We start from the raw sequence: 21,469 nt of genomic DNA, 5'->3' as shown, positions 1-21,469 counted from the left end.
CGCAAAAGATGATGCAATCGACGCGGACTCACCAGGACAGAGAATGGGCTGAGAGGTTCCAGCCCATTGCGCATTCGCTCAAAGCTTGATGCCCTTGTGCAGGGCGACGATGCCACCCGAGAGATTGAAGTATTCGACGAGCTCGAACCCGGCGCGCTCCATCATCTGCTTGAGAGTTTCCTGATCGGCCCAGCGGCGAATGGATTCGACCAGATACTGATAACTTTCCCGATCGCCAGCCACCAGCTGGCCCAGATGCGGCAACAGGTGGAAGGAATAGGCGTCATAGACCGGACCAAGGCCGGGCCAGGTAGGGTGCGAGAATTCAAGGATCAGGGCCCGCCCGCCCGGCTTGAGCACCCGCTGGATCTCACGCAGGGCCTGCTCGGGATGGGTCATGTTGCGGATGCCGAAGGCCAGGGTGACGATATCGAACTCTTGGTCGGCAAAAGGCAGGTGCTCGGCATCGGCCTCGACGAATTCGACATTGCCGACAATACCCTTGTCGGCCAGCCTGTTGCGCCCGACCTCGAGCATGGCGGGATTGATGTCGGAAATGACGACGCGCCCCTGGGGACCGACCCTGCGCGCCAGGGCGGCGCCCAGATCTCCGGTGCCACCCGCGACATCCAGGACGTGCTGGCCGGGCCGGGCACGGGTCTGGTCGATGGTGAAACGCTTCCAGAGCCGATGGATGCCAAGCGACATCAGGTCGTTCATGAGGTCGTACTTGCCCGCCACATTGCTGAAGACCTGGCCGACCAGGCCGGCCTTTTCGGTTTCGGGGACCTCCCGAAAACCAAAGTGGGTGGTACCCTGTCCTGCATTCTTCTGCTGATCATCCATGGCAAGCATCTCCTTTACGCGGCTGATGAGGCCCGTTGCAATTGCGGTCTAGGATAACCGAAAATCCGCCACTGGTAACTTTTTAGCCATACAGGAAACCCACCCTTGCACGATTCACCCAGCGCGCTCTTTCTGGCCCGGTTCGAGGCCTTCCGTCAGGATGACACCCGGTTCATCTGGGAAACCCACAGCCGCGGCAGCGATTTCTATAAGGAGTATCCAGAACCGGAAGATTTCAGGGCCGGGTATGGGGCAATGCTGATCCGGGGTGTTCCGGTGCAGGAAGTGCTTGAGAGCCAGAATCCGGAAGCTTTTGCCAGAGCACGGGCATTACTGCCAGCGGATGACGAGCCGGCTGAGGACCGGGGGCTACTGGTTTATGCGCTGATCTACAAGACCGGCCAGCACAAGAATGTTCATCATGAATTGGGTCTGTTCCTGCTACAGGAAGGACACTGGGGATTTCACTCCAGCATCAGCACGCAAACCCGTCGCTATCGCCCGGGCACCGCACTCAGCCCGGTGATCATCAATGGCGTCCGTTTCCAGGGCAGCAGTAGGTCCTAGGCATAGAATCCTGATTCTATAGAGCTTTGCGGGCAAACAGCCAGAGATACTCGTGAGGAATGGCCAGGCCAGCATCTCCCTGATACTGACGAGACAGACTGGCGATCTCCGCCCGCACGGCTTCCCGCTCGGTCGCCGCCAGGCTGTCGAGTGGCGCCTGCAATACCCCTGAAGCTTCCACCGTCTGCCAGTAGGCATCGAAATCCGGGAAGTGGTAGACCAGTTCCGCGGTATGCACCTGGCAGGCTTGGAAACCAAGCTCTCTGCAAAGGCTTTCCAGCTTTCCGGGCTCGCCCAGAGCACTTGCCTTTTCCAGGGGCGGCAGAAGTTCCTCAGGCACTCGCTGACGCAGGGCCTGATGGGCCCAGGCGAGCGTCGGCATGCGTTCGGCGCTGCTCCATACAGCGACTGCCAACCGTCCGCCGGGCTTGAGCACACGATGCATTTCACCAAGACCGCGTTTCGGGTCCTCGAAGAACATCAGGCCAAAGCGACAGAGGACCGCATCAAAGCCTGCGTCCCCAAAGGCAAGCGACTCCCCGGGCATGCACTGGAAGGTCAGGCTACGCAGGCCGTGAAGCGCGGCCTTAGTCCGGGCGGCGCGCACCATGGCTTCTGCGGCATCAACGCCAATGATCTCAAGCTGGTCCTGCAGCCGACGCGCCAGCGTCAGGGCGGGTTCTCCGGTACCGGTGGCAACATCCAGGATGCGCTCCCCGGGTTGCGCGTCAATGGCGTTGAGCAGGCATTCGCTGACCGGTGCCATGTGGGGAATCCAGGCATCGAACTTCTCGGCGACCTTGTCGAAATCCAGACCTGTACCCATGCGAAAGCCCTCCTTGTGAGGTTCAGATGAGACAACTTCCCTTGCGGCGCAGGTAGGCTGCAAACTGCGCGTCGAAGTCCTGCGGCACGGATTGCTGTACGGCAGACAGGGCCAGCAGTGCCTGGCTCCAGGCCTGAAGACGGGGCAGGTCCGTCCAGCCCAGACTGGGATGAAGGCGCTGCATGATCTCCAGGCGCTGAAAAAGCGGGGCGAAGGCTGCATCCACGAGCGAGAAGTCCGGGCCCTGGAAAAATGGGCCGACCAACTGTGACTCCAGCATCTGCAGACGCTTGAAAAACCTTTCGGCCATCGCGTTCAGACCTTCCGAGTCACGCGCCAGCATGAGGTTGAATTGATCGACCAGCAGTGACGATCCGTACTCTATCCATGCCCGGTGGCTGGCTCGGGTCAGCGGATCAGCCGGATGCAGGCGTGGCTCGGTGACTTCGTCAATGTATTCGTTGATGACTGCCGACTCGAAAAGGACGGTACTCTCGACCCGCAGCACCGGTACCTTCCCGGTCGGAGAAATCTCCAGAAACCATTCCGGCTTGTTATCAAGGTCGATGTATGTGACGCGGAAATCAACCCCCTTATGCAGCAGCGTGACCATGGAACGTTGCACGAAGGGACAAAGGGGAAAGCTGATCAATTCGAGATTCATTGGTTCGGCTCCTCGCTGTTTGGCGTGGAAAAGGGTGGAATGCCGTTCATAACGGTTCAGAGTGCGGGTTCCAGGATCGACAGCAGTCTCGCCTGCAGGCGCTGCCAGCTCGAACGGGCTTGCCAGTCCGTCAGGCCATAAACCCGGCTTTTGGCAAGATCCGCGAGGAATACCGCCTCCAGTCCCCTGGCGAAAGATTGTCCGTAGACCTGGACGTTGAGTTCATTGTTGCTGGCGAAGGAGCGGTTGTCCAGATTCGACGAACCCAGGCTCGACCAGACCCCGTCCACAACCATGTACTTGCTGTGCATCATGGTGGGCTGATACTCGTACACCTTCACGCCATCTCGCAACAACCGGCCCAGCCGTGCCCGGCTGATCGGCTGGATGAACGGCACATCGATGTAGGCGCCGGGCAACAGGATGCGCACATCCACGCCCCGGCGAGCGGCCTGACCCAGCGCATCGAGCAGGGCCGCATCCGGCACGAAGTATGAATTGGCAATATAAATGCGTTTCTGCGCCGAGCGGATGGCCAGTTCGAACAGCAGGCGCAGGCGCGGAGTGGCAGCCCCCAGCGGCGAGGTGCTCACGATCTGTGCCCTGTCGCTGCCGGTTGCCGCCAGCTCGGGATAGATCGCCGGCCCCAGCAGGGCTTCGCCGGTGGCTTCCTGCCAGCCCTCGGCGAAGGCCGCCTGCATCTGCGCCACCAGGGGGCCCGTGATGCGCACCTGGGTGTCGCGCCAATGGTCCGGACTCTGGGCCTTGCCGCGCCAGGGATCGGCAATTCCCACGCTGCCGGTGAATCCGGCCCGGCCATCCACCACCAGAATGCGCCGATGCGTGCGGTCGTTCACGTGCCCTAAGGTGCGCAGGGCCGCTGGCCGGTACCAGACCACCTGGCAGCCAGCCGCCCGCATCTTTTCCTGCAAGTCAGCCCCGAGCTTGCGCGACCCCACCGCATCCAGCAGCACCCGCACCTGCACGCCGGCCCGGGCCCGCTCGCTCAGGGCCTCGGCAAACAGGCTGCCCACCCCGTCAGACCAGAAGATATAGCTTTCGAGATTGATGCTGGATTTCGCCTGGCCAATGGCGTCGAGCATGGCCGGAAAGATCATCTGGCCATTGTTGAGGATATCCACCCGGTTGCCGGACAGGATCGGGGCGTGCCCGATGCCTGCGGCCGCGCGCTGAAAGGCTGCCTGCTCGAGACCATGGGGCAAGGGTGCGCCCAGACGCACCCGGCCGTCCAGCCGGTGCGCGCAGCCCTGCAACAGGGCAAGCAGGCCACCGCAAAGCAGCAGGACCAGGAGCCGAGAACTCATCATTATTGTTGGCATATCGGGCAATTATAGACGCCGGCCCGTATCTTGGAATCAGGCGCTGGAGACGTGGCGCGCGAACAACAGATGTTTCGTTTTTAACCAAATCTTCATGCAACTGTCATCAATCTGAAATATAAGCGCCCTAGCATAGGCACCCGTAGATCAGTTCATCACAACAGGAGTGCAACATGCGCAAGTATATTCTGATGGCGGCGGTCGCCGCAGCGGTAGCAGGTGTGAGCGGTAACGCCATGGCTGAAATCAAGGTCAAGGCGGGTGGCCGTATCATGGTTGATGGTGAGTTTGGACGCGGCATCAACGGGTCAAAAGGATTTGAACCATCTTCCAGTGCACAGGAAACTGATTTCGACAGCCAGCTCGATCGCGCCCGGCTGAACCTGAGCGGTACGGTCAGCCCGGACTGGGGCTTCAAGATCGAATACGATTTTGCCTCCGGCAGCGCGTCCGCCAAGGACATCTACCTAGCTTACAAGGGCTTCAAGCCCGCCTCGGTGCTGATCGGTAACTTCAAGGAACCCTTCGGCCTGGAAGAACTGACCAGCTCCAAGTACATGACCTTCATGGACCGTACCATTGTCAACGGCCAGTTCGCCCCCAGCCGTAATGTGGGTGCGGCCCTGCACACGGGTGGTTCCAACTACTCCGCCACAGTCGGTATGTTTGGCAAGGGAACCAGCAAGGGCCAGGATCCCAAGTACAGTGTGGCTGGCCGCGTGACTTTCGCCCCCATCGCCACCAAGACCACAGCCGTGCACCTGGGTGCCGCGGTGAACTACATCGACGTGCATTCCAGCTCTCTTTATACTTCCAGTGGTGCAATTACTACAGGTGATACGAACAATAAAGAGCCAGCCGGTTATCATATCGGCAACCCGAATTTCGTGGATCTCGACAAGAGCACCATTGGTGGCCTGGAAGCCGCGGCCGTGTTCGGCCCCGCCTCCATCCAGGGCGAATACATGAAGGCTTTCAACGACTATCTAGACCCGACACATAACAGCGATCCCTCCGGCTGGTACGTGCAGGCCAGCTTCTTCCCCACCGGCGAATCACGCAACTATGTGGCCAACAAGGGCGCCTTTGGCCGCATCAAGACCAGCGGCAACGCCGTCGAACTGGCCGCCCGTTATGGCGTGCTGAAGCTTGATCAGGCCGGCCAGGACGATGTCAAGCAGACCACCCTTGGCGCCAACTGGTATGCCACCTCGCACCTGCGTTTCATGGCCAACTATGAAATGCTCGACTACGGCAACAACACCGGTGTGCCCGAAAGCGACGACAACTTCTTCATGGCCCGTGCCCAGGTGGACTGGTAAGCAAAACAACAGGGGCGCACCAGCGCCCCGCGCAGCAACTCTCCTCGTATTGAGCCCGCCACCCGGCGGGCTTTTTTCTACATCAGGATGATGTCGAACTGCTCCTGGGTGTAATCCGGTTCGACCTGCAGCACGATGGGCCGCTGGATGAACTCCTCCAGAGCCGCCAGTCCGGCGTTCTCGTCGTCCATCAGGGTTTCCACCACCCGCTTGCTGGCCATCACCATGAATTTCTCCGCCGGATAGGCGCGGAATTCGCGCATGATCTCGCGAAAGATCTCATAGCAGAGCGTCTGCGCGGTCTTCATGATGCCCCGACCGCTGCAGTAGGGGCAGGGCTCGCAGAGCACGCGCGCCAGGCTCTCGCGCGAGCGCTTGCGGGTCATCTCGATCAAGCCCAGCGCCGAGATCTGCGTCAGGGTGGTGCGCACCCGGTCGCGGGCCAGCGCCTTTTCCAGGGCCCGGTGCACGCGGCGCTTGTGCTCCTCGTCCTGCATGTCGATGAAGTCGACGATGATGATGCCGCCGAGGTTGCGCAGACGTAGCTGGCGGGCGATGGCCTGGGCCGCTTCGAGATTGGTCTTTAATATGGTTTCTTCGAGGTTGCGCTTGCCGACAAAGCCGCCGGTGTTCACGTCCACCGTGGTCAGGGCCTCGGTCTGGTCGATCACCAGATACCCGCCCGACTTCAGCGGCACCTTGCGCTCCAGCGCGCGGGCGATCTCGTCCTCGACCGAATAAAGCTCAAAGAGTGGCCGTTCGCCGGTATAGAGCTCGATGCCTTCGAGGACCTCGGGGATCAGCCGTTCGGCGAAATGGATGGCCGTCTGGTAGGTTTCGCGCGAGTCGATGCGCACCTTCTGGATGTCCTCGGAGATCACGTCGCGCATGGTGCGCATGGCGAGGTTGAGATCCTGGTGCACCTCGGCGGGCGCGCCGCTCTCGCTGATGCGGGTCTGGATGCCGGTCCAGAGTTTTTTCAGGAAGCGGATGTCGCGCGCCAGATCCTCGGCGGAAGCGCCCTCAGCCAGGGTGCGGATGATGTAGCCGCCGGTTTCGTCCTCAGGCACCTGGGCCTCCAGGATCTCCTTGAGGCGCGCGCGTTCCTCGGCGGACTCGATGCGGGTGGACACGCCGATATGCCGCACATAGGGCATGTACACCAGAAAGCGTGCCGGCAGGGTGATGTGCGTGGTCAGGCGCGCGCCCTTGCTGCCCAGCGGGTCCTTGATGACCTGCACCACGATCTGCTGGCCATCGCGCAGCAGTTCGTCGATGGGCTGGTGGTTGCCATGGCCATTGCCGTTGCTGGCGATGCCCTCACCGACCATGCGCGGCAGCACGTTCGGGTCCTGGCCGCTATGGATCACGTCAGCCGCATGCAGGAAGCCGGCGCGTTCCAGGCCAATGTCCACGAAGGCCGCCTGCATGCCCGGCAGCACGCGCGCGACCTGGCCCTTGTAGATGTTGCCCAGCAGCCCCTTGCTGCGGCTGCGCTCGATCTGCACTTCCTGCAGCACGCCGTTTTCTACTGTGGCAACCCGAATTTCCTGTGGCGTGACATTGATCAGAATTTCCTCGCTCACAACACCCCCACCCCGCATTCCTGTAATAATCGAGCTGTTTCAAAAAGTGGCAGACCCCTGATGCCGCTGTAGGAGCCATCGATGCGCGCCACGAACACGGTACCCAGACCCTGAATGGCGTAGCCGCTCGCCAGTGCCACCACCGTATCAGCCGCCAGCACCGGCTCGTGCCGGATCTGGTTTCGGATCAGGGCAGGGCCGGCGCTGGCTCAGGGGCCGGTGCGCTGGACACCAGCAGCTCCAGTTGACCTGCCGGCAGGTTCGTCCCCGGCACCACACTCACGCTCTGGGCCGGCAAGCCGGCCTGGATCAAGGCCTGGGCCAGTGCCTCGGCCCTGGCGGCTGAAGGACCGGCTGCCTCGCTCACCAGGAAGCGCCGATCCGGCAGGGCCTTCAGTAGCGCGGCCAGATTCTGGACCTGCATGCGGCCCTGGCTGCTGAGGCTGTGCTTAGAGCCAAACAGTCTGCTCGCCTCCAGGCGCAAGCGCTTGCCCTGACTGTCCTCGCTCACCTGGGCCCACTGGCTGAGCAGGATGTTGAGGCTGGCCTCGATCTGCTGCCTTTCGACTGCCAGGCGCGCCAGCCGGGTTTCCGCCTCCAGCCGGGCGCGACGCTGGCGTTCGAGCTCGGCATCGAGTTCCGCACGCTGGGCCTGAGCCTGACGGCGGCGAGCGATCTGACTCTGCAGTTCGGCCTGGCGGGCCTTGAGCTGGCGGATTTCAGCGACATAAATGTCGTGCTGCTGTTTGAGAGCCTCCAGATACTCGCGATTCTCGGCGGCCTGGCCCTTCAGCTCGGCCTGGCGCAAGCGGGTCTCCAGCCGGTCACGCTGAAAGGTATATTCGGGTGAGTCCGGCGCGGCGCGGCGCATGGCCGTCAGGGCCTGCCCGGCTTCGGCCAGTTCCTGGGATGCGGCACTGGCGGCCGGTTCCCGGCTGGCGGCTGACAGGCGCTCCTGGTAATCGCCCAGGTCCGCGCTCTGGGCCTGAACAGGCAGGCAGAAGAGCAGGGCGAGTGTGTAAAGGGAAAATTGTCGGCGCATGCGGCTACTCCGTCTCGCGCAGCTGGTTTTCCAGGTCCGCGATGGCCTGCTTCAGCGTGGTGATTTCCTGGGTCAGCCGGGCATTGCTGGCTTCGAGTTCGGCCCGCTCGCGCGCGGCGGGCTGGGTGCGCAGGCTGGTGTCGAGAAGATCGAGGTAGAGCTGCGCGCGCAGGGCTTCGCGCCGGGCACTGCGGGCATCGCCCTGGGCCAGCGCCGCGCGCCCACTGCCGAGTGCCGCACGGGCCCGCGTCAGGGCCTGACGGGCATCTTCACTGACCGTGGCGGGATCACTTGGCTGCTCCACGCCAATGGCCAGCACCCGGGCACGGGCATCCTGCAGGGCAAGCATCTGCTGCGGCTCCGGGCCCCGGTTGGTGGCGCAGCCGGCAAGCGCCAGCGCGCCCAGCAAGACGGGAAGATGCATATGCTTCATGGTCAGGTTCTCATAGAAGACCGGCTGGATTGCCTGTCTGGTGGCGGCTCACTCGCGGTGGTAGGGCAGACCGGCGGTGATGCTCCAGGCACGGTAGAGTTGTTCGGCGAGGATAACACGAACCACGGGATGGGCGAAGGTGAGGGGCGACAGCGACCAGCGCCAGTCCGCCCGTTGCAGGCAATCCGGTGACAGTCCTTCCGGGCCGCCAATCCAGAAGGCGACGTCCCGGCCCGCGGCCAGCCAGTGTTCCAGGCGCGTGGCCAGGAACTCGGTACTGACCACCTCGCCACGCAGGTCCAGCGCGACGACATAGGCGCCCTTTGCCGTGGCGGCGATCAGTCGCTCGCCTTCCTCACGGGTCAGGCGGGCGAGGTCCGCACCCTTGCCGCGCTTGCCTGCCGGTAACGCGGTGAACTGCAGACTGCAATGTGGCGGCATGCGGTTGGCGTACTCGCTCGCGGCCTCCTCCACCCAGCGCGGCATCTTATGGCCAATGGCCAGCACCTGCAGCTTCACCGGTCAGGACATGCTGCGCTTGGCGCCCACCGCTGACCAGAGTTTCTCCAGGTTATAGTAGTCGCGCGTCTCGCCACGCATGACGTGCGCGATCACATCACCCAGGTCCACCAGCACCCATTCACCAGTGGCTTCGCCCTCGGAGCCGAGCGGGCGCACGCCCTGCTCCTTGGCCTTGTCCGATACGGCATCCGCCAGCGAACGCACATGACGATCGGACGTGCCGGTGGCGATGACCATGTAATCGGTGATGTCGGTCTGGTCGCGCACGTCCAGCACCTTGATGTCCAGCCCCTTGCGGTCTTCCAGGGCATCGACGACGAGATCTTTCAGTTGATCGGCATTTTGCACAGGTTATTCGACTCCCTGGCAGGGCAAAGCGAAGAGGCGAAATTGCCTCCTTACTGTCCTGCTCTATTTGAATTGTTCTCCAGTCCGCGCTTTTCGCTATCCCCCGGATGCCGGACCCGCGGTCCGGTATAGCCCCTGACGCTCGATGTAGTCCAGCACGGCACCGGGCAGCAGAAAACGCGGGCTTCGGCCCTGGCACAGCAACTCGCGAATCTGCGTGGAGGAAATCGCCAAACCGGTGACATCCTGAAAGAAGATGCCACCGGCTGCCCGCTGCATCATGTCAGTGGCATCCTGGAACTCGCGTTTCTGGGTTTCCTGCTTCAGTATTTCGGGCAGTTCGGGTCCGGCCCAGCCGGGCCGACAGGCCACCACCAGATGCACGAGATCAAGGATCTCGCGCCAGCGGTGCCAGGTATCGAAGCGCAGGAAGGCATCCCGACCGAGGATGAAGGCAATCGGAATGTCACCTTGTTCAGTGCGCAGGCGGCTCAGGGTTTCGACCGCATAGCTCGGACTCTGCTTGCGCACCTCCCAGTCCAGCACCCGAAAGGGCGGGTGGCAAGCGGCGGCAAGCTCGGTCATGGCCAGCCGGTGCTCGGGGTTGCTGCGCGGGAGCCCGCGATGCGGCGGCTGCCCGGCCGGAATCAACAATACTTCATCCACGCCCAGGACCTGGCGGATCTCCTCGGCCGGGCGCAGGTGCCCATAGTGAACGGGATCGAAGGTCCCACCCAGCACGGCGAGTCCGGTCATGCGCTAGCCCCGGACGTGGCCATCACCGAGCACGATCCATTTCTGCGTGGTGAGCCCTTCGAGGCCCACCGGGCCGCGCACGTGCAGCTTGTCGGTGGAGATGCCGATCTCGGCGCCCAGGCCATACTCGAAGCCGTCGGCAAAGCGGGTGGAGGCATTGACCAACACCGAGCTGGAGTCCACCTCGCGCAGGAAGCGCCGCGCGTGCCCATAGTCCTCGGTAACGATCGCCTCGCTGTGGCCGGAGCCGTATTGGGCAATGTGCGCCATGGCGGCATCCAGACTGTCGACGATCTTCACGGAGATGATGGGACCGAGATATTCCGTGTAGAAATCCTGTTCCGTGGCCGGTGTGGCCTCGGGCAGCAGCTCCTGGGCCGCGGCATCCACGCGCAGCTCGATGCCCTTCTCCATCAGGGCCTGGGCAATCGGCGGCAGCATGTCGGTGGCAACGTTTTCATGCACCAGCAGGCTCTCGGCGGTATTGCAGGTGCCCAGGCGCTGGGCCTTGGCGTTCACCACGATGCGGACGGCCTTGTCGAGATTGGCATACTCATCCACATAGACGTGACAGTTGCCGTGCAGGTGCTTGATGACCGGCACCGTGGCCTCGGCACTGATGCGCTCGATGAGACTCTTGCCGCCGCGCGGGATGATGATGTCCACGTAGTCCTTTATGCGGATCAGGGCGCCGACGGCGGCCCGGTCCGGCGTGTTGAGCACCTGGATGGCATCGAGCGGCAGCTTGGCGCGCCCGAGGGCTGCGCGCAGGCGCTCGGCAATGGCGAGATTGCTGTGGAAGGCTTCGGAGCCGCCTCTGAGAATCACGGCATTGCCGGATTTCAGGCAAAGCCCGGCGGCGTCCGCCGTCACGTTCGGGCGCGACTCATAGATCATGCCAATCACCCCGATCGGCACGCGCATCTTGCCGACCTGGATGCCGCTGGGGCGGAATTTCAGATCCGTGATCTCGCCCACCGGATCAGGCAGGGCGGCGATCTGGCGCAGGCCCTCGGCCATGGCGCGAATGCGCTCGGCATTCAAGACCAGCCGGTCGATGAAGGACGCGTCCCGGCCCTCGCTCTCGGCGCTACGGATGTCCTTGCGGTTGGCGCGCTCGATCTCGTCGCTGTCGCGCTCCAGGAACTCGGCCATGTAGGCTAATGCTTCATTCTTGGCGCGGGTCGAGGCCTGTTGCAGCAGGCGTACCGCTTGCTTGGCACGCTGGCCGAATTCAATGACCTGGGATTCAATCGTGTCAGTCATGTACTGGATCCTGAAATACAAAGAGTTGAACGGGTCGAACCAAGCCTACCGATATCGGGACCAAAAGCCCAGGCGGAAATCCGGCATATTGCATAGACTGGCGCAATGCTGGCCATTGGAGAACAGACATGACCTTGCACCTCGCTTTAGAGCCCATTCTCGCCATTATTGCCGGAATTCTGATTCTGGTCATCCCCCGTCTGTTGAATTATGTGATTGCGCTATACCTGATCATCATCGGTGTGCTGGCACTGCTGAAGTAGCGGCAGGCCCGGATCCGGGACTCCGGGCAGGCTAATCCAAGGGCAGGCGGGCGCAGCGATACAGCGCGATTTCACCGAAGAGGTTGGGGGACAGGCGATTGAGCCAGCTGTCACGATGCTGGTCGTCGAGCACCTTGCGTTCCAGAATCTGAATCTGGCGTTTCTGGCAGAGCGCCTCGAAGTCGCGCAGGGTGCAGAGATGGATATTGGGCGTGTTGTACCAGGCGTGCGGCAGGGCATCGGTGACGGGCATGCGCCCCTTGATGCCGACGCACCAGCGGGCGTGCCAGTGCCCGAAATTGGGGAAGGTCACGATGGCCTCGCGCCCAACGCGCAGCATCTCCAGCAGCAGCTGATCCGGGCGGGCGGTGGCCTGCAGGGTCAGGGAGAGGACCACGTGATCAAAGGACTGGTCGCTGAAATCCTTGAGCCCCTGATCGAGGTCCTGCTGGATGACGGACACGCCATTGCGCACGCATGCCGCCACCTTCAGGTCGTCGATTTCGACACCGTACCCGGTCACGCCGCGCGTTTCCCGCAGATAGGCGAGCAGCGCGCCATCACCACAGCCAAGGTCGAGCACGCGACTGCCTGGCCGGATCCAGCCGGCCAGAACGGCCAGATCATGACGCGGGGCCTTCATGCGCCGCACTCCCGGCCCACGCGATCCATGTAGCCACCCAAGACATCGACATACTGGGCAATGGGCATCAGGAAGGCATCGTGCCCCTGGTGCGCCTCGATCTCGGCGTAACTCACCGGGAGATTGTTGGCATATAGCGCGGTGACGATCTCGCGGGAGCGGGCCGGCGAGAAACGCCAGTCCGAGGTGAAGGAGACCACCAGGAAGTGCGCCCTGGCCGGCGCCAGGGCAGCGGCCAGATTGCCCTCGTAGGGGGCGGCGGGATCGAAATAGTCCAGGGCCTTGGTGATGTAGAGATAGCTGTTGGCGTCGAAGCGCTCGACGAAGCTGCGGCCCTGATAGCGCAGGTAGCTCTCCACCTCGAATTCCACGTCGAAACCAAAGGCCAGATGCTCGCCATTGCGCAGGTCGCGGCCGAACTTCTGGCGCATGGCATCTTCGGAGAGATAGGTGATGTGGCCAATCATCCGGGCCAGCGCCAGCCCCCGGCGCGGCTTGGTGTCGTGGGCATAATACTGGCCGCCGTGGAAATCGGGGTCGGTCATGATGGCCTGGCGCGCGACTTCATTGAAAGCGATGTTCTGCGCCGAGAGCTTCGGCGCGGCGGCAATGACCACCGCATGGGCCAGGCGCTCGGGAAAGTCGATGGCCCACTGCATCACCTGCATGCCGCCGAGGCTGCCGCCCACCACCGCTGCCCAGCGTTCGATGCCGAGCAGGTCGGCCAGCCGGGCCTGGGTCTGTACCCAGTCGCGCACGGTCACGATGGGAAAGTCGAGCCCGTAGGGCTGGCCGGTGGCCGGATTGATGCTGGCCGGGCCGGTGGAACCCTTGCAGGAACCAATGAAGTTCGAGCACACGACGAAGAAGCGATCCGTGTCGATGGGCTTGCCCGGCCCGACCATGGTTTCCCACCAGCCGGGCTTGCGATCATCCATGCTGCGGTAACCCGCCACGTGGTGGTCGCCCGACAGCGCATGGCAGACCAGCACCGCATTGCTTCGCGCGGCATTCAGGGCACCATAGCATTCATAGGCCAGGGTGTATTCGGACAGGGTCCGGCCGGATTCGAGCTGCAGTGGCTCACTGAAACGGGCGCTTTGCGGCGTGACCAGACCGACGGAATTTGCAGGAATGCTTTCGGGCATGGGATCTACAGCTTGAAAGTGTGGATGAAGTGTAATGAGGGAGAAGCGTCGCGGCAATCCCCGGGCGTGGCCTTTATGCTTGAAAAGTACTATATATTGAGAAACTTCATTATAACTGCAGCTTGGATATAACGATAGTTGGACAGGGACGGGTTTCTGAACACACACCGCATACTGGGGAGAAACCCGCTGCACGCCAAACCTCTGGCGCTGCAGCTACGGGTTTTCACGCTCACGCTGATCCTGCTCGGGCTCATAGCGCAACTCATCTTTGCAGTGTTGAGCTGGCAACAGGAAAAAGCCGACCTCGAAGCCGATCTCGCCTCGCAAACAGCCTTTGCCGCATCGGCAGTCGAGCATTTCTTTGGCGATCTGGGTTCCAGCCTGGGCCTGCTGGGCGAGAGCCTGCAGGGACAGGTCTGGCCATCCGACCCACAACGGGCCCGCGCCCTGCTGCAGGGATTCCAGGCCCACCACCCGGAAGTTGCGAGCATGGTGCTGTTCGATGCCACAGGCAGGATGCGCATCAACACCGGGTTGCCGGTTGATGCTATCCTGCCCGACTTGCGGCAACACCCGGAAATTCTCAAGGCTCTCATACAGGACATGCAGTCCAGCGCCCCCTACGTGATCGGCCGGACCCAGCACGGCCTGGTGCTCGATCACTGGCGCATCCCGGTGCGGCACACGGTGTGGCAGGCCGGCAGACCCGAGTTTCTGCTGCAGGCCAGTGTTCGCGTCGAGCGGGCCAATCTCTGGCAGGGGCTGCCGCTGCAAAAAGATCTGCGGCTGGGCATCCTGCGCGATGACGGATTCCAGCAATATCGCTGGCCGGACCACGACCCCGAAAGCACCCATGGCCTTGAGGCACAGGATCCCCTGCGCCAGCATCTGGAAAAATCGCTCAAGCAGGGCTCCGGTGTCTTCGAAAGCCAGTTGCCGGAGGATGGCGTCGACCGGCTTGGCGCCTACATGCATGTTCCCGAACTCGGTCTGACGGTGTATCTGAGCCTGCCCAAAAGCCTGCTCTGGTCACGCTGGTGGACGCGCAACGCCCTTGCCCTGCTGGGCTTCGTACTGTATTCAGGTCTGTTTCTCGGAATGTCGCGCATGATCCTGCGCCGCGAGGAGCAGCATAGCCACTCGCTGCTGAGTCAGGCGCGCCGCGACGCGCTGACGGGACTTCCGAACCGCCTGGCGGCCCATGAAAGACTCGACCAGGAGATCGCCGACAGGCAGGCCGGCGGGCAGTTTGCCTTGCTGTTTCTGGATCTCGATGGCTTCAAGGAAATCAATGACAATCTGGGCCACGCCATGGGCGACAGATTGCTCAAGCAGGTGGCCACCCGCCTGCAGCAGGATTTGCGCAGGCAGGAAACGCTGGCGCGCCTGGGCGGCGACGAGTTCCTGATCATTCAACCCGGGGCCGGTGTCAGGGAGGCTGCGCGTCTGGCCCGACAGATGCTGGATCTCCTCAATCCACCCTTCCTGCTGGCGGAACACAGATTGCAGGTGGGCGCGAGCATCGGCATCAGCCTGTACCCACAGGACGGACTGGACGCGGGGCTCCTGCTCAAACATGCCGATCTGGCCATGTACGAAGCAAAGCGCCAGGGCCGCAACGACTTCGCGCACTTTTCTCCCCTGCTGGAACAACGCAGCCGTGAGCGCCTGCAGTTGAGGCAGGATCTCGAACGCGCCCTGGAAAATGGGGAATTCCTGCTCCACTACCAGCCACTGGTGGACATGCAGACCGGGCGCATCATCGGTGCCGAGGCCCTGATCCGCTGGCAGGACCCGCAGAAGGGCTTGCGCAGTCCGGCGGAATTCATTCCCTTTGCCGAGGAGTCCGGCCTGATCCTGCCGATTGGCGAGTGGGTCATGGAAGAGGCCTTCCGGCAGGCGCAACGCTGGGCCAGCCAAGGCCTTGATCTGCGGGTCAGCATCAATCTTTCCACCCGCCAGTTTCAGAGTCCGAGCCTGATTCTCAAGCTGGAATCCTTATTGCAGGAGTGCCCCCTGGCCCGGCGGCACCTGGAACTCGAAATCACCGAAAGTGCCGCGATGCTGGACCCGCGTGCCAGCATCCGCACCATGAACCTGCTCAAGAGCCTGAATCTGCGGATTGCCATCGATGACTTCGGCACGGGATATTCCTCCCTGAGCTATCTCAAGCACGTGCCGGCGGATGTCATCAAGATCGACCAGTCCTTCGTGCGCGACCTGATCGATGATCCGGATGATGCCGCGATCGTGCGCACGATCATCGCGCTGGCCCGCTGCCTGGGCTGCGAGTGCCTGGCGGAAGGCATCGAGACTGCCGAACATTTCGAAGCCCTGCGCGAGATGGGCTGCGATTACGGGCAGGGTTACTGGATGAGCCGTCCCCTCGCCCTGCCGGCCTTCGAGGAGCTGCTGCAGCGTAATCCCTGTTTCATGCCGGCCGATCAGAATCCGCTCGCGGGGCTGTCAGCGCTGCTACCTCGGCCGGGCTGAGCAGGCGGCATTCGCCCTTTTTCAGCTCACCGAGCTGCAGTGGACCAATGGCCACCCGGATGAGTTGCAGCACCTCCGCGCCGGCCACCTCCAGCATCCGCCGGATCTGCCGGTTCAAACCCTCTCGCAGCGTGATTTCCAGCCACTGGGTCTTGTCGCCCTGACGCAGCACCCGCACCTGCGCCGGGCGGGTCTGCTCCTCCTGATCCAGCAACATGCCGCTCCGCAGGCGCTCGAGCATCGGTTCATCGAGATGACGGTCGATCTGCACGTGATAGACCTTGGCCACGTGGCTTTCCGGGCTCAGCAAATGATTCGCCCACTGCGTGTCATTGGTGAACAGCAGCAATCCCTGACTGGCGCGATCGAGCCTACCTACCGGCGCCAGCCACTGGCCATCCGGCTTTCCCCATTCCCCCAGAGCGTCATAGACGGTCTTGCGGCCTTTTTCGTCCTGACGCGTGGTGACGACTCCGGGCGGCTTGTGCAGGGCCAGATAGACCTTGGTCCGAGGGCGCACCGGCTGATTGTCCAGGAAAATACGGTCTCGGCGCATGTCCACCGGGTGTTGCGGCGTGCGAACCACCTGCCCGTTCACCATTACCCGTCCGGTCAGTATCAGCGTGGAAGCCACCGTGCGGGAGGCCACGCCCATCTTGGACAGGGCTCTCGCCAGGGGAACCCCGGTGCCTGCTTTTTTGCCAGCAGTTTTCATGGGATGCTTTAACCCCCTTTAACATTCAGAAACGGAGAAACGATATGGCGCATTTCTTTGTCAATGTGACACATGCAGCGAACGACCTCGATCGCGCGACGGTGGGACTGGTGCTGGCGAAAAACGCGCTGGCGGAAGGCCACCAGGTCACCTTGTTCCTGAGTCTCGACGGCATCCATCTGGCGCGGGCGGACAATTACATCGACGGCCTGCATGAGCCGACCTTTCCGAGCATCCGCGAATTGTTCGATGCCTTGGTCAACAGCCAGCAGGCCCGGATCTGGGTCTGCGCCGGTTGCTACAAGAAACGCGGCCTGGAAGAGACCAACTTCATTCAGCAGGCGGAGATCGTGGGCGCGGGCGCTGCCATCAAGGCAATGGCCGAACCGGGCATCGTGCCGGTGTACTACTGATCCAACCATTCAGCCATCCCCCTGCCCGGCTCCCGGGCGGGGTCTTTTAGGAGTCCAGGCATGTCAAGCGAGAACCTGCACGAAAACACAGCCAAACTCAAACCGGAAACCATCGACCGGCACCGCGCCATCATTTCGATGATGGAGGAATTCGAGGCGGTGGACTGGTACCAGCAGCGCGCCGATGCCACCGATGACCCACAACTGCGAGCCATTCTCATTCATAACATGAACGAGGAACTGGAACACGCCTGCATGATACTGGAATGGCTACGACGCAGGATGCCGAAGCTGGATGAAAACCTGCGCGAATATCTCTTCACGGAAGGGGACATTACCCAGCTTGAACACGGCCATGCCCCCGAAGACCAGCCAGGCGCTCAGCCGGACAGTGACAGCAAGCCTATCCCAGGGCGCAGGCAGTCGCGTTTCACCGTCGGCGATCTGAAAGGAGAGTGACATGGAGATCAGCATTCCGCACTTTGATGACAGCATTGCAAGCCGCATGGAAACAGTCATTGCCGCGGCCGCCCGGGAAGTCCTGACCGCACGCCGCATCCTGCCGGTGGAGGGGCCCTTTGGCGAGGGATTCACGGCCCTGGAGGTCGGCAATGATGACCTGCGACATCACGATAACGATCATGACGCCATCACCGTGGTGTCCCGCTCGCTGAGCGTCCCCCTGATCTTCCGCCGTTTCGCGCTGGGTCGCCGCCAGGTGGCGGCACATCTGGAACAGGGCATGCCGCTGGATCTGACCCCGGTGCGCCAGGCCACGCTCTCGGTCTGCGCACGCGAGGAGGCCCTGATCTATCAAGGTGATGCCGCACTGGGACTACCCGGCCTGAGCACCGTGGAAGGCCGCAATCATCTGGACGGCGGCGACTGGTGCAATGTGGAACAGGTGCTCCGGGACGTGCTCGACGCCGTCACCCTGCTCGATGAGCGGGGATATCGCGGGCCCTATGCCCTGGCGCTGGCGCCGCGCCTGCACAACCTGCTGTTTCGCCGCTACCCCGATGGCAGTGATCTGGTGCAGGCCGAGCATCTCAAGGAGATCTGCACCGCCGGCATCTTCAAGGCCGACATGCCGGGGGCGGTCGTGCTCAGCCCCGAGGCGGGTACCCTGCTGATCGGCGAGGACCTGCATGTGGATTATACGCTGGCCGATCCCGCGCATTTCTACTTCTCGGTACGGGAATCCCTGGTCCTGAAAGTGGATGCCCCCGGCGCGATCTGCACCATCCGCCCGGCAGGCACGCAGGAACAAAGCTCAAGCAACACCGATGCCAACGCCGAAGTCGGACGCCACCCAAAGCAGTCTGGCTGATCAGGGCTTGAGTGTCAGCAAGCGCCGGGCCGCCCTGCCGGTCTGCAGGATGAAGACCGGCGCGCCTGCCAGCAGATACCAGTAAAAAGTATAAAATCGCCACACGATGAGCGTCAGGGCGCTGGTGGATGGCTCCAGGTAGCCATTGAGCAGGGCACCGAACCCCACCTCCACGCCGCCCCCACCGCCCGGCAGCAGCAGCATCTGCCCCCCGAACAGCAGCATGGACTGGACCAGGAAGAGATAGGCCCAGGGCACCGACTCCTTGAGCATCCAGAGCAGCACGGCCAGCACGCTGTAACGCAGCAGCCAATGGCTGGCGGTGAAGACATAGAGGGCGACCAGGCGATAGCGTGGCATGCGGATCAGATAAGTGATCGCCTGACGAAAGTGCACCACCATGCGCCCGATCCGGAAGCGAAAGCGCCGCAGCCAAGGAAACCGCCGCCCGATCCTGCCCAGCCAGAGCAGGAAACTTCGATGCTTGTGGATGAGCAGCCACAACAGCCCAAAACCGCTCAATGCCAGCATCAGCAGCAGTGTGGCGAAGATCAGCGGGTGGCTGATGCCACTGCGCAGAAAATAAAGCAGCAGAGCCAGCGGAATGGCGGTGCCGAAGAACACCAGATCGGCCAGGGTGTCCACGGCCAGGACCGCGGCACTCTGGCCCATGCTCAGGCCGCGCTGGGACAGCAGAAACAGCAGCGTGGGCGGCCCGCCCGAACCAGCCGGCGTGGCAACCCCGGCGAACTCCGCGGCCACCACCGTGCCGAGCGCCTGGCGGGCCTTGAGCGGGCGTCCCAGACCGCCGGCCAGGATCTGCAATCGGGCGGCATTGAAGCGCCAGCCAAGCAACACCATGCCCAGCAGCAGTGCCATGCCCCAAAGCGGCAGACGCCCGAGCAGGTGAAAGCTTTCCAGGCCGCCATAGATCACCGGGACGGCAAGGCTCAGCCCCAGGCTCAGGATCAGCAGTAGTACAAAGGAATATTTCATGAGCAGGCGCGAATCGCTGCCGACTTGGTCATCGGCTCACGGGACTCCAGGGTTCTGGCCAGGAATAGCTGCCAGTCTCGCAGCACCTGTGGATGCGCCGCATCCGCCGGATGCAGGGACAGGCGCAGGATCGGGCTGTCCTCCAGCCGGCTGTAGAGATAAGGGTTCCAGCGGCGCGACATCCAGACGCGCCAGGCCGAGCGCACGCTGTACACCAGGCTCTGGCTGGGAATGAAGCGCCGGGATGGCAGTGCATACAGGCCCTTGAGGGTGGTGGTGTACTGGAAGGGAAAGCGCGCCAGCGCCGCCCAGCCGCCCTCACCCAGCAACCAGGCCGGGGCCACGAAGCCAGGCGCCTGCCAGCCCAGTCGCTCGAACATGGCCAGCCCGGCCTCAAGCCGCTCCATGGCCCGCTGCTCGGGCAGCGCGGAAAATTCGCCTTCCCCGGCGGTATAGACCTGGCGCTTCAGGCGTCCCCAGGGGCTGTTCGAGACCTGGGCATCATCGAGATGATAAAAGCCGTGCAGGGCCAGTTCGTCGCCCTGGGCCAGGCGTGCCGCCACGGATTGGATGAAGGCAGGCGCCTGATCCACCCGCCCCTTGTGGTGATAGTCAGGCACCACGAGAAGAGTCACCGGAACCGGCGCCACGGCGTTCAGGGCGTCGAGAATGATGCGACAGGCCGGCCAGGTGGCCGGCGCGACATCGTGCAGAGACACACAGACGGCGCGTGTCACGCTAGTCTGCGGCGTATTTGATGGGAAAGCGGCTCAGGTCGAGCTGCCCGGCCAAGGCCGGGATGCTGGCATACTGGCGCAACAGGCGCGGTATCACCCGGTCCCAGCTGAAGCGCTGTTCCACACGCGAACGCGCATTTTTGCCAAGGGCCTGCAGATCCTGATCGAACAGCGCCGAGACCCCTTCGGCAAAGGCTGCCGGACTGCCCGGTTTCACCAGGATGCCGCAGCCCGGATCCACCAGTTCCGCCACACCACCGGCAGCCATGCCCACCACCGGCTTGCCACAGGCCATGGCTTCAAGCACGACCAGGCCGAAGGTCTCCTGATCACCCGGATGCACCATGGCATCACAGCTGGCGATCAGCCGGGCCAGATCACTGGTTTCCGACTGATAGGGCCAGAGCGTTACATTGTCCTGACGCGGCAGATGCATGCCGGCGCCGACCAGCAGGAGGTGATAGGGCGCGCCGAGCTGGCGCATGGCCTTGAACAGCAGCGGCAGGTTCTTTTCCCGCGAAAAGCGGCCCACGTAGATGAGCAGGCGCACCTGGCGCGGCAGACCCAGACGCTCGCGCAGCTGCATGTCCCCGATTCCCGGACGGAAGCGTTCGGTGTCCACGCCCAGCGGCTGGAAGCGCGCCTGCTGAATTCCCAGGGCCTGGAGCTTGTTGACCATGACCTGACTCGGCGCAAGCACCAGGTCAAAGCGCTCGTAGAGCTGGCGGACATAGCTGCTGGCCAGGCGGCCCGTCATCGCACCAAACCGGCTGCCCACCAGGCGCGGCAGGTCGGAATGATAGAAACTCACCACCGGCACGCCAAGCTTGCGCCCGGCGCGCAGCCCCAGCCAGGCGAGCTGATAGGGATCGCCCACCTCGATCAGATCCGGCTGCAGGTCCAGCAGGGCCCGTTCCCAGGCCAGCAGGTTCAGGGGCAGCCGATATCCATGGGCGAAGGGAATCAGCGGGCTGGGGATGCTGAGCAGGCCCGGCTCGCGCGGCGCGCCATCCCGCCCGCCCGGCACCAGCAGGGTATGGTGCAATATTCGATGGGCCTGCAGCCAGGCCCGCTTCTGGGTAAGGTAGCGTTTGACACCGCCGGACTCGCGGGCGAAAAACATGGTCATGTCCACTAGATGCAAATCCGGACTCCCCTGCCGTTAGCTGTCACCCCGGACCGGCCGGGCAGGCGCCCACGGCTCATGAGG

General features: G+C 63.0%; 25 protein-coding genes. 7 read left to right on the top strand and 18 right to left on the bottom strand.

Annotated elements, in window-relative coordinates:
- Window positions 1–78: 78 nt before the first annotated feature.
- A complete protein-coding gene (gene ubiE / locus WOB96_RS09565; RefSeq protein WP_341371071.1) occupies window positions 79–846 on the bottom strand; it encodes a bifunctional demethylmenaquinone methyltransferase/2-methoxy-6-polyprenyl-1,4-benzoquinol methylase UbiE in 768 nt (255 codons plus the stop codon).
- Between the two features lie 105 nt (window positions 847–951).
- Here ubiE and WOB96_RS09560 point away from each other — a divergent pair, with 105 nt between their 5' ends.
- Entirely contained in the window at window positions 952–1,413 is a 462-nt protein-coding gene (locus tag WOB96_RS09560) for a YchJ family metal-binding protein (RefSeq protein WP_341371070.1), read from the top strand.
- Between the two features lie 16 nt (window positions 1,414–1,429).
- Here the strand turns inward: WOB96_RS09560 and WOB96_RS09555 are convergent, their stop codons facing one another.
- The 3 genes from WOB96_RS09555 to WOB96_RS09545 are packed head-to-tail and all read right to left on the bottom strand — an operon-like array spanning window position 1,430 to window position 4,228.
- On the bottom strand, window positions 1,430–2,239 hold the full coding sequence (locus tag WOB96_RS09555; protein ID WP_341371069.1) for a class I SAM-dependent methyltransferase: 810 nt from the start codon (window positions 2,237–2,239) through the stop codon (window positions 1,430–1,432).
- Window positions 2,240–2,261: 22 nt separating this feature from the next.
- Complete coding sequence (locus WOB96_RS09550; protein WP_341371068.1) at window positions 2,262–2,903, bottom strand: glutathione S-transferase family protein; 642 nt, start codon at window positions 2,901–2,903, stop codon at window positions 2,262–2,264.
- A 56-nt stretch (window positions 2,904–2,959) separates the two neighbouring features.
- Window positions 2,960–4,228 carry a phospholipase D-like domain-containing protein gene (locus WOB96_RS09545; protein WP_341371067.1) on the bottom strand — a complete coding sequence of 423 codons (1,269 nt, stop codon included), beginning with the start codon at window positions 4,226–4,228 and terminating at the stop codon, window positions 2,960–2,962.
- Between the two features lie 188 nt (window positions 4,229–4,416).
- Between WOB96_RS09545 and WOB96_RS09540 the strand changes: the two genes are divergently transcribed.
- Window positions 4,417–5,565, top strand: coding sequence for an OprO/OprP family phosphate-selective porin (locus tag WOB96_RS09540; RefSeq protein ID WP_341371066.1), 1,149 nt, complete (start codon window positions 4,417–4,419; stop codon window positions 5,563–5,565).
- 77 nt (window positions 5,566–5,642) lie between these two features.
- On the opposite strand, the gene rng is transcribed toward WOB96_RS09540, so the two are convergent.
- From rng to WOB96_RS09500, 8 genes are all read right to left on the bottom strand, one after another.
- On the bottom strand, window positions 5,643–7,151 hold the full coding sequence (gene rng / locus WOB96_RS09535; RefSeq protein WP_341371065.1) for a ribonuclease G: 1,509 nt from the start codon (window positions 7,149–7,151) through the stop codon (window positions 5,643–5,645).
- On the bottom strand, window positions 7,148–7,291 hold the full coding sequence (locus WOB96_RS09530; RefSeq protein ID WP_341371073.1) for a Maf family protein: 144 nt from the start codon (window positions 7,289–7,291) through the stop codon (window positions 7,148–7,150). Before WOB96_RS09530 ends, rng begins: the two co-directional genes overlap by 4 nt.
- 47 nt (window positions 7,292–7,338) lie before the next feature.
- Window positions 7,339–8,193: a hypothetical protein gene (locus WOB96_RS09525; protein ID WP_341371064.1), complete on the bottom strand. Its 855-nt coding sequence runs from the start codon at window positions 8,191–8,193 to the stop codon at window positions 7,339–7,341.
- Between the two features lie 4 nt (window positions 8,194–8,197).
- The gene (locus tag WOB96_RS09520) at window positions 8,198–8,617 is read right to left on the bottom strand and encodes a hypothetical protein (RefSeq protein WP_341371063.1); all 420 of its coding nucleotides are present in this window, start codon (window positions 8,615–8,617) and stop codon (window positions 8,198–8,200) included.
- A gap of 57 nt (window positions 8,618–8,674) precedes the next feature.
- Window positions 8,675–9,145 (bottom strand): 23S rRNA (pseudouridine(1915)-N(3))-methyltransferase RlmH, encoded by a 471-nt coding sequence (gene rlmH / locus WOB96_RS09515; protein ID WP_341371062.1) that lies wholly within the window; start codon window positions 9,143–9,145, stop codon window positions 8,675–8,677.
- Window positions 9,146–9,148: 3 nt separating this feature from the next.
- Window positions 9,149–9,496, bottom strand: coding sequence for a ribosome silencing factor (gene rsfS / locus WOB96_RS09510; protein ID WP_341371061.1), 348 nt, complete (start codon window positions 9,494–9,496; stop codon window positions 9,149–9,151).
- Between the two features lie 96 nt (window positions 9,497–9,592).
- On the bottom strand, window positions 9,593–10,252 hold the full coding sequence (gene nadD / locus WOB96_RS09505; RefSeq protein WP_341371060.1) for a nicotinate-nucleotide adenylyltransferase: 660 nt from the start codon (window positions 10,250–10,252) through the stop codon (window positions 9,593–9,595).
- A gap of 3 nt (window positions 10,253–10,255) precedes the next feature.
- Window positions 10,256–11,518: a glutamate-5-semialdehyde dehydrogenase gene (locus tag WOB96_RS09500; protein ID WP_341371059.1), complete on the bottom strand. Its 1,263-nt coding sequence runs from the start codon at window positions 11,516–11,518 to the stop codon at window positions 10,256–10,258.
- A gap of 128 nt (window positions 11,519–11,646) precedes the next feature.
- Here WOB96_RS09500 and WOB96_RS09495 point away from each other — a divergent pair, with 128 nt between their 5' ends.
- Window positions 11,647–11,781: a DUF3096 domain-containing protein gene (locus WOB96_RS09495; RefSeq protein WP_341371058.1), complete on the top strand. Its 135-nt coding sequence runs from the start codon at window positions 11,647–11,649 to the stop codon at window positions 11,779–11,781.
- 31 nt (window positions 11,782–11,812) lie between these two features.
- On the opposite strand, the gene metW is transcribed toward WOB96_RS09495, so the two are convergent.
- Entirely contained in the window at window positions 11,813–12,424 is a 612-nt protein-coding gene (metW, locus tag WOB96_RS09490) for a methionine biosynthesis protein MetW (protein WP_341371057.1), read from the bottom strand.
- Entirely contained in the window at window positions 12,421–13,572 is a 1,152-nt protein-coding gene (gene metX, locus WOB96_RS09485) for a homoserine O-succinyltransferase MetX (RefSeq protein WP_341371056.1), read from the bottom strand. Before metX ends, metW begins: the two co-directional genes overlap by 4 nt.
- Before the next feature lie 138 nt (window positions 13,573–13,710).
- Between metX and WOB96_RS09480 the strand changes: the two genes are divergently transcribed.
- On the top strand, window positions 13,711–16,068 hold the full coding sequence (locus WOB96_RS09480; protein WP_341371055.1) for a putative bifunctional diguanylate cyclase/phosphodiesterase: 2,358 nt from the start codon (window positions 13,711–13,713) through the stop codon (window positions 16,066–16,068).
- Here the strand turns inward: WOB96_RS09480 and WOB96_RS09475 are convergent.
- On the bottom strand, window positions 16,007–16,783 hold the full coding sequence (locus tag WOB96_RS09475) for a pseudouridine synthase (RefSeq protein ID WP_341371054.1): 777 nt from the start codon (window positions 16,781–16,783) through the stop codon (window positions 16,007–16,009). The two genes, WOB96_RS09480 and WOB96_RS09475, sit on opposite strands and share 62 nt — an antisense overlap.
- A 44-nt stretch (window positions 16,784–16,827) precedes the next feature.
- Between WOB96_RS09475 and WOB96_RS09470 the strand changes: the two genes are divergently transcribed.
- Genes WOB96_RS09470 through WOB96_RS09460 form a run of 3 tightly spaced genes read left to right on the top strand, consistent with a single transcriptional unit; the run spans window position 16,828 to window position 18,526 of the window.
- Window positions 16,828–17,196, top strand: coding sequence for a DsrE family protein (locus tag WOB96_RS09470; RefSeq protein ID WP_341371053.1), 369 nt, complete (start codon window positions 16,828–16,830; stop codon window positions 17,194–17,196).
- Between the two features lie 60 nt (window positions 17,197–17,256).
- The gene (locus WOB96_RS09465; protein ID WP_341371052.1) at window positions 17,257–17,655 is read left to right on the top strand and encodes an encapsulin-associated ferritin-like protein; all 399 of its coding nucleotides are present in this window, start codon (window positions 17,257–17,259) and stop codon (window positions 17,653–17,655) included.
- Window position 17,656: 1 nt separating this feature from the next.
- Window positions 17,657–18,526: a family 1 encapsulin nanocompartment shell protein gene (locus tag WOB96_RS09460; RefSeq protein WP_341371051.1), complete on the top strand. Its 870-nt coding sequence runs from the start codon at window positions 17,657–17,659 to the stop codon at window positions 18,524–18,526.
- Here the strand turns inward: WOB96_RS09460 and WOB96_RS09455 are convergent, their stop codons facing one another.
- From WOB96_RS09455 to gpgS, 3 genes are read right to left on the bottom strand one after another with little or no spacing between them, the layout of a single operon-like run.
- On the bottom strand, window positions 18,527–19,522 hold the full coding sequence (locus tag WOB96_RS09455) for a lysylphosphatidylglycerol synthase transmembrane domain-containing protein (RefSeq protein ID WP_341371050.1): 996 nt from the start codon (window positions 19,520–19,522) through the stop codon (window positions 18,527–18,529).
- Complete coding sequence (gpgD, locus tag WOB96_RS09450; protein WP_341371049.1) at window positions 19,519–20,259, bottom strand: N-acetylglucosaminyl phosphatidylglycerol deacetylase; 741 nt, start codon at window positions 20,257–20,259, stop codon at window positions 19,519–19,521. Before gpgD ends, WOB96_RS09455 begins: the two co-directional genes overlap by 4 nt.
- A gap of 1 nt (window position 20,260) precedes the next feature.
- Window positions 20,261–21,394, bottom strand: coding sequence for an N-acetylglucosaminyl phosphatidylglycerol synthase (gene gpgS, locus WOB96_RS09445; RefSeq protein WP_341371072.1), 1,134 nt, complete (start codon window positions 21,392–21,394; stop codon window positions 20,261–20,263).
- Between the last annotated feature and the right edge of the window lie 75 nt (window positions 21,395–21,469).

Origin of the sequence: Thermithiobacillus plumbiphilus (assembly GCF_038070005.1) — a bacterium.
Classification (GTDB): Bacteria; Pseudomonadota; Gammaproteobacteria; order Acidithiobacillales; family Thermithiobacillaceae; genus JBBPCO01.
The sequence above is the reverse complement of the archived record's forward strand: the minus strand, read 5'-3'. Positions and strand labels throughout refer to the sequence as shown.

Excerpts from the sequence above, each read along its gene's own strand:
- ubiE (WP_341371071.1), bottom strand. The coding sequence starts at position 846 with ATGGATGATCAGCAGAAGAATGCAGGACAGGGTACCACCCACTTTGGT.
- WOB96_RS09555 (WP_341371069.1), bottom strand. The coding sequence starts at position 2,239 with ATGGGTACAGGTCTGGATTTCGACAAGGTCGCCGAGAAGTTCGATGCC.
- WOB96_RS09550 (WP_341371068.1), bottom strand. The coding sequence starts at position 2,903 with ATGAATCTCGAATTGATCAGCTTTCCCCTTTGTCCCTTCGTGCAACGT.
- WOB96_RS09545 (WP_341371067.1), bottom strand. The coding sequence starts at position 4,228 with ATGAGTTCTCGGCTCCTGGTCCTGCTGCTTTGCGGTGGCCTGCTTGCC.
- WOB96_RS09540 (WP_341371066.1), top strand. The coding sequence starts at position 4,417 with ATGCGCAAGTATATTCTGATGGCGGCGGTCGCCGCAGCGGTAGCAGGT.
- WOB96_RS09525 (WP_341371064.1), bottom strand. The coding sequence starts at position 8,193 with ATGCGCCGACAATTTTCCCTTTACACACTCGCCCTGCTCTTCTGCCTG.
- WOB96_RS09520 (WP_341371063.1), bottom strand. The coding sequence starts at position 8,617 with ATGCATCTTCCCGTCTTGCTGGGCGCGCTGGCGCTTGCCGGCTGCGCC.
- nadD (WP_341371060.1), bottom strand. The coding sequence starts at position 10,252 with ATGACCGGACTCGCCGTGCTGGGTGGGACCTTCGATCCCGTTCACTAT.
- WOB96_RS09500 (WP_341371059.1), bottom strand. The coding sequence starts at position 11,518 with ATGACTGACACGATTGAATCCCAGGTCATTGAATTCGGCCAGCGTGCC.
- WOB96_RS09495 (WP_341371058.1), top strand. The coding sequence starts at position 11,647 with ATGACCTTGCACCTCGCTTTAGAGCCCATTCTCGCCATTATTGCCGGA.
- metW (WP_341371057.1), bottom strand. The coding sequence starts at position 12,424 with ATGAAGGCCCCGCGTCATGATCTGGCCGTTCTGGCCGGCTGGATCCGG.
- metX (WP_341371056.1), bottom strand. The coding sequence starts at position 13,572 with ATGCCCGAAAGCATTCCTGCAAATTCCGTCGGTCTGGTCACGCCGCAA.
- WOB96_RS09475 (WP_341371054.1), bottom strand. The coding sequence starts at position 16,783 with ATGAAAACTGCTGGCAAAAAAGCAGGCACCGGGGTTCCCCTGGCGAGA.
- WOB96_RS09470 (WP_341371053.1), top strand. The coding sequence starts at position 16,828 with ATGGCGCATTTCTTTGTCAATGTGACACATGCAGCGAACGACCTCGAT.
- WOB96_RS09465 (WP_341371052.1), top strand. The coding sequence starts at position 17,257 with ATGTCAAGCGAGAACCTGCACGAAAACACAGCCAAACTCAAACCGGAA.
- WOB96_RS09460 (WP_341371051.1), top strand. The coding sequence starts at position 17,657 with ATGGAGATCAGCATTCCGCACTTTGATGACAGCATTGCAAGCCGCATG.
- WOB96_RS09455 (WP_341371050.1), bottom strand. The coding sequence starts at position 19,522 with ATGAAATATTCCTTTGTACTACTGCTGATCCTGAGCCTGGGGCTGAGC.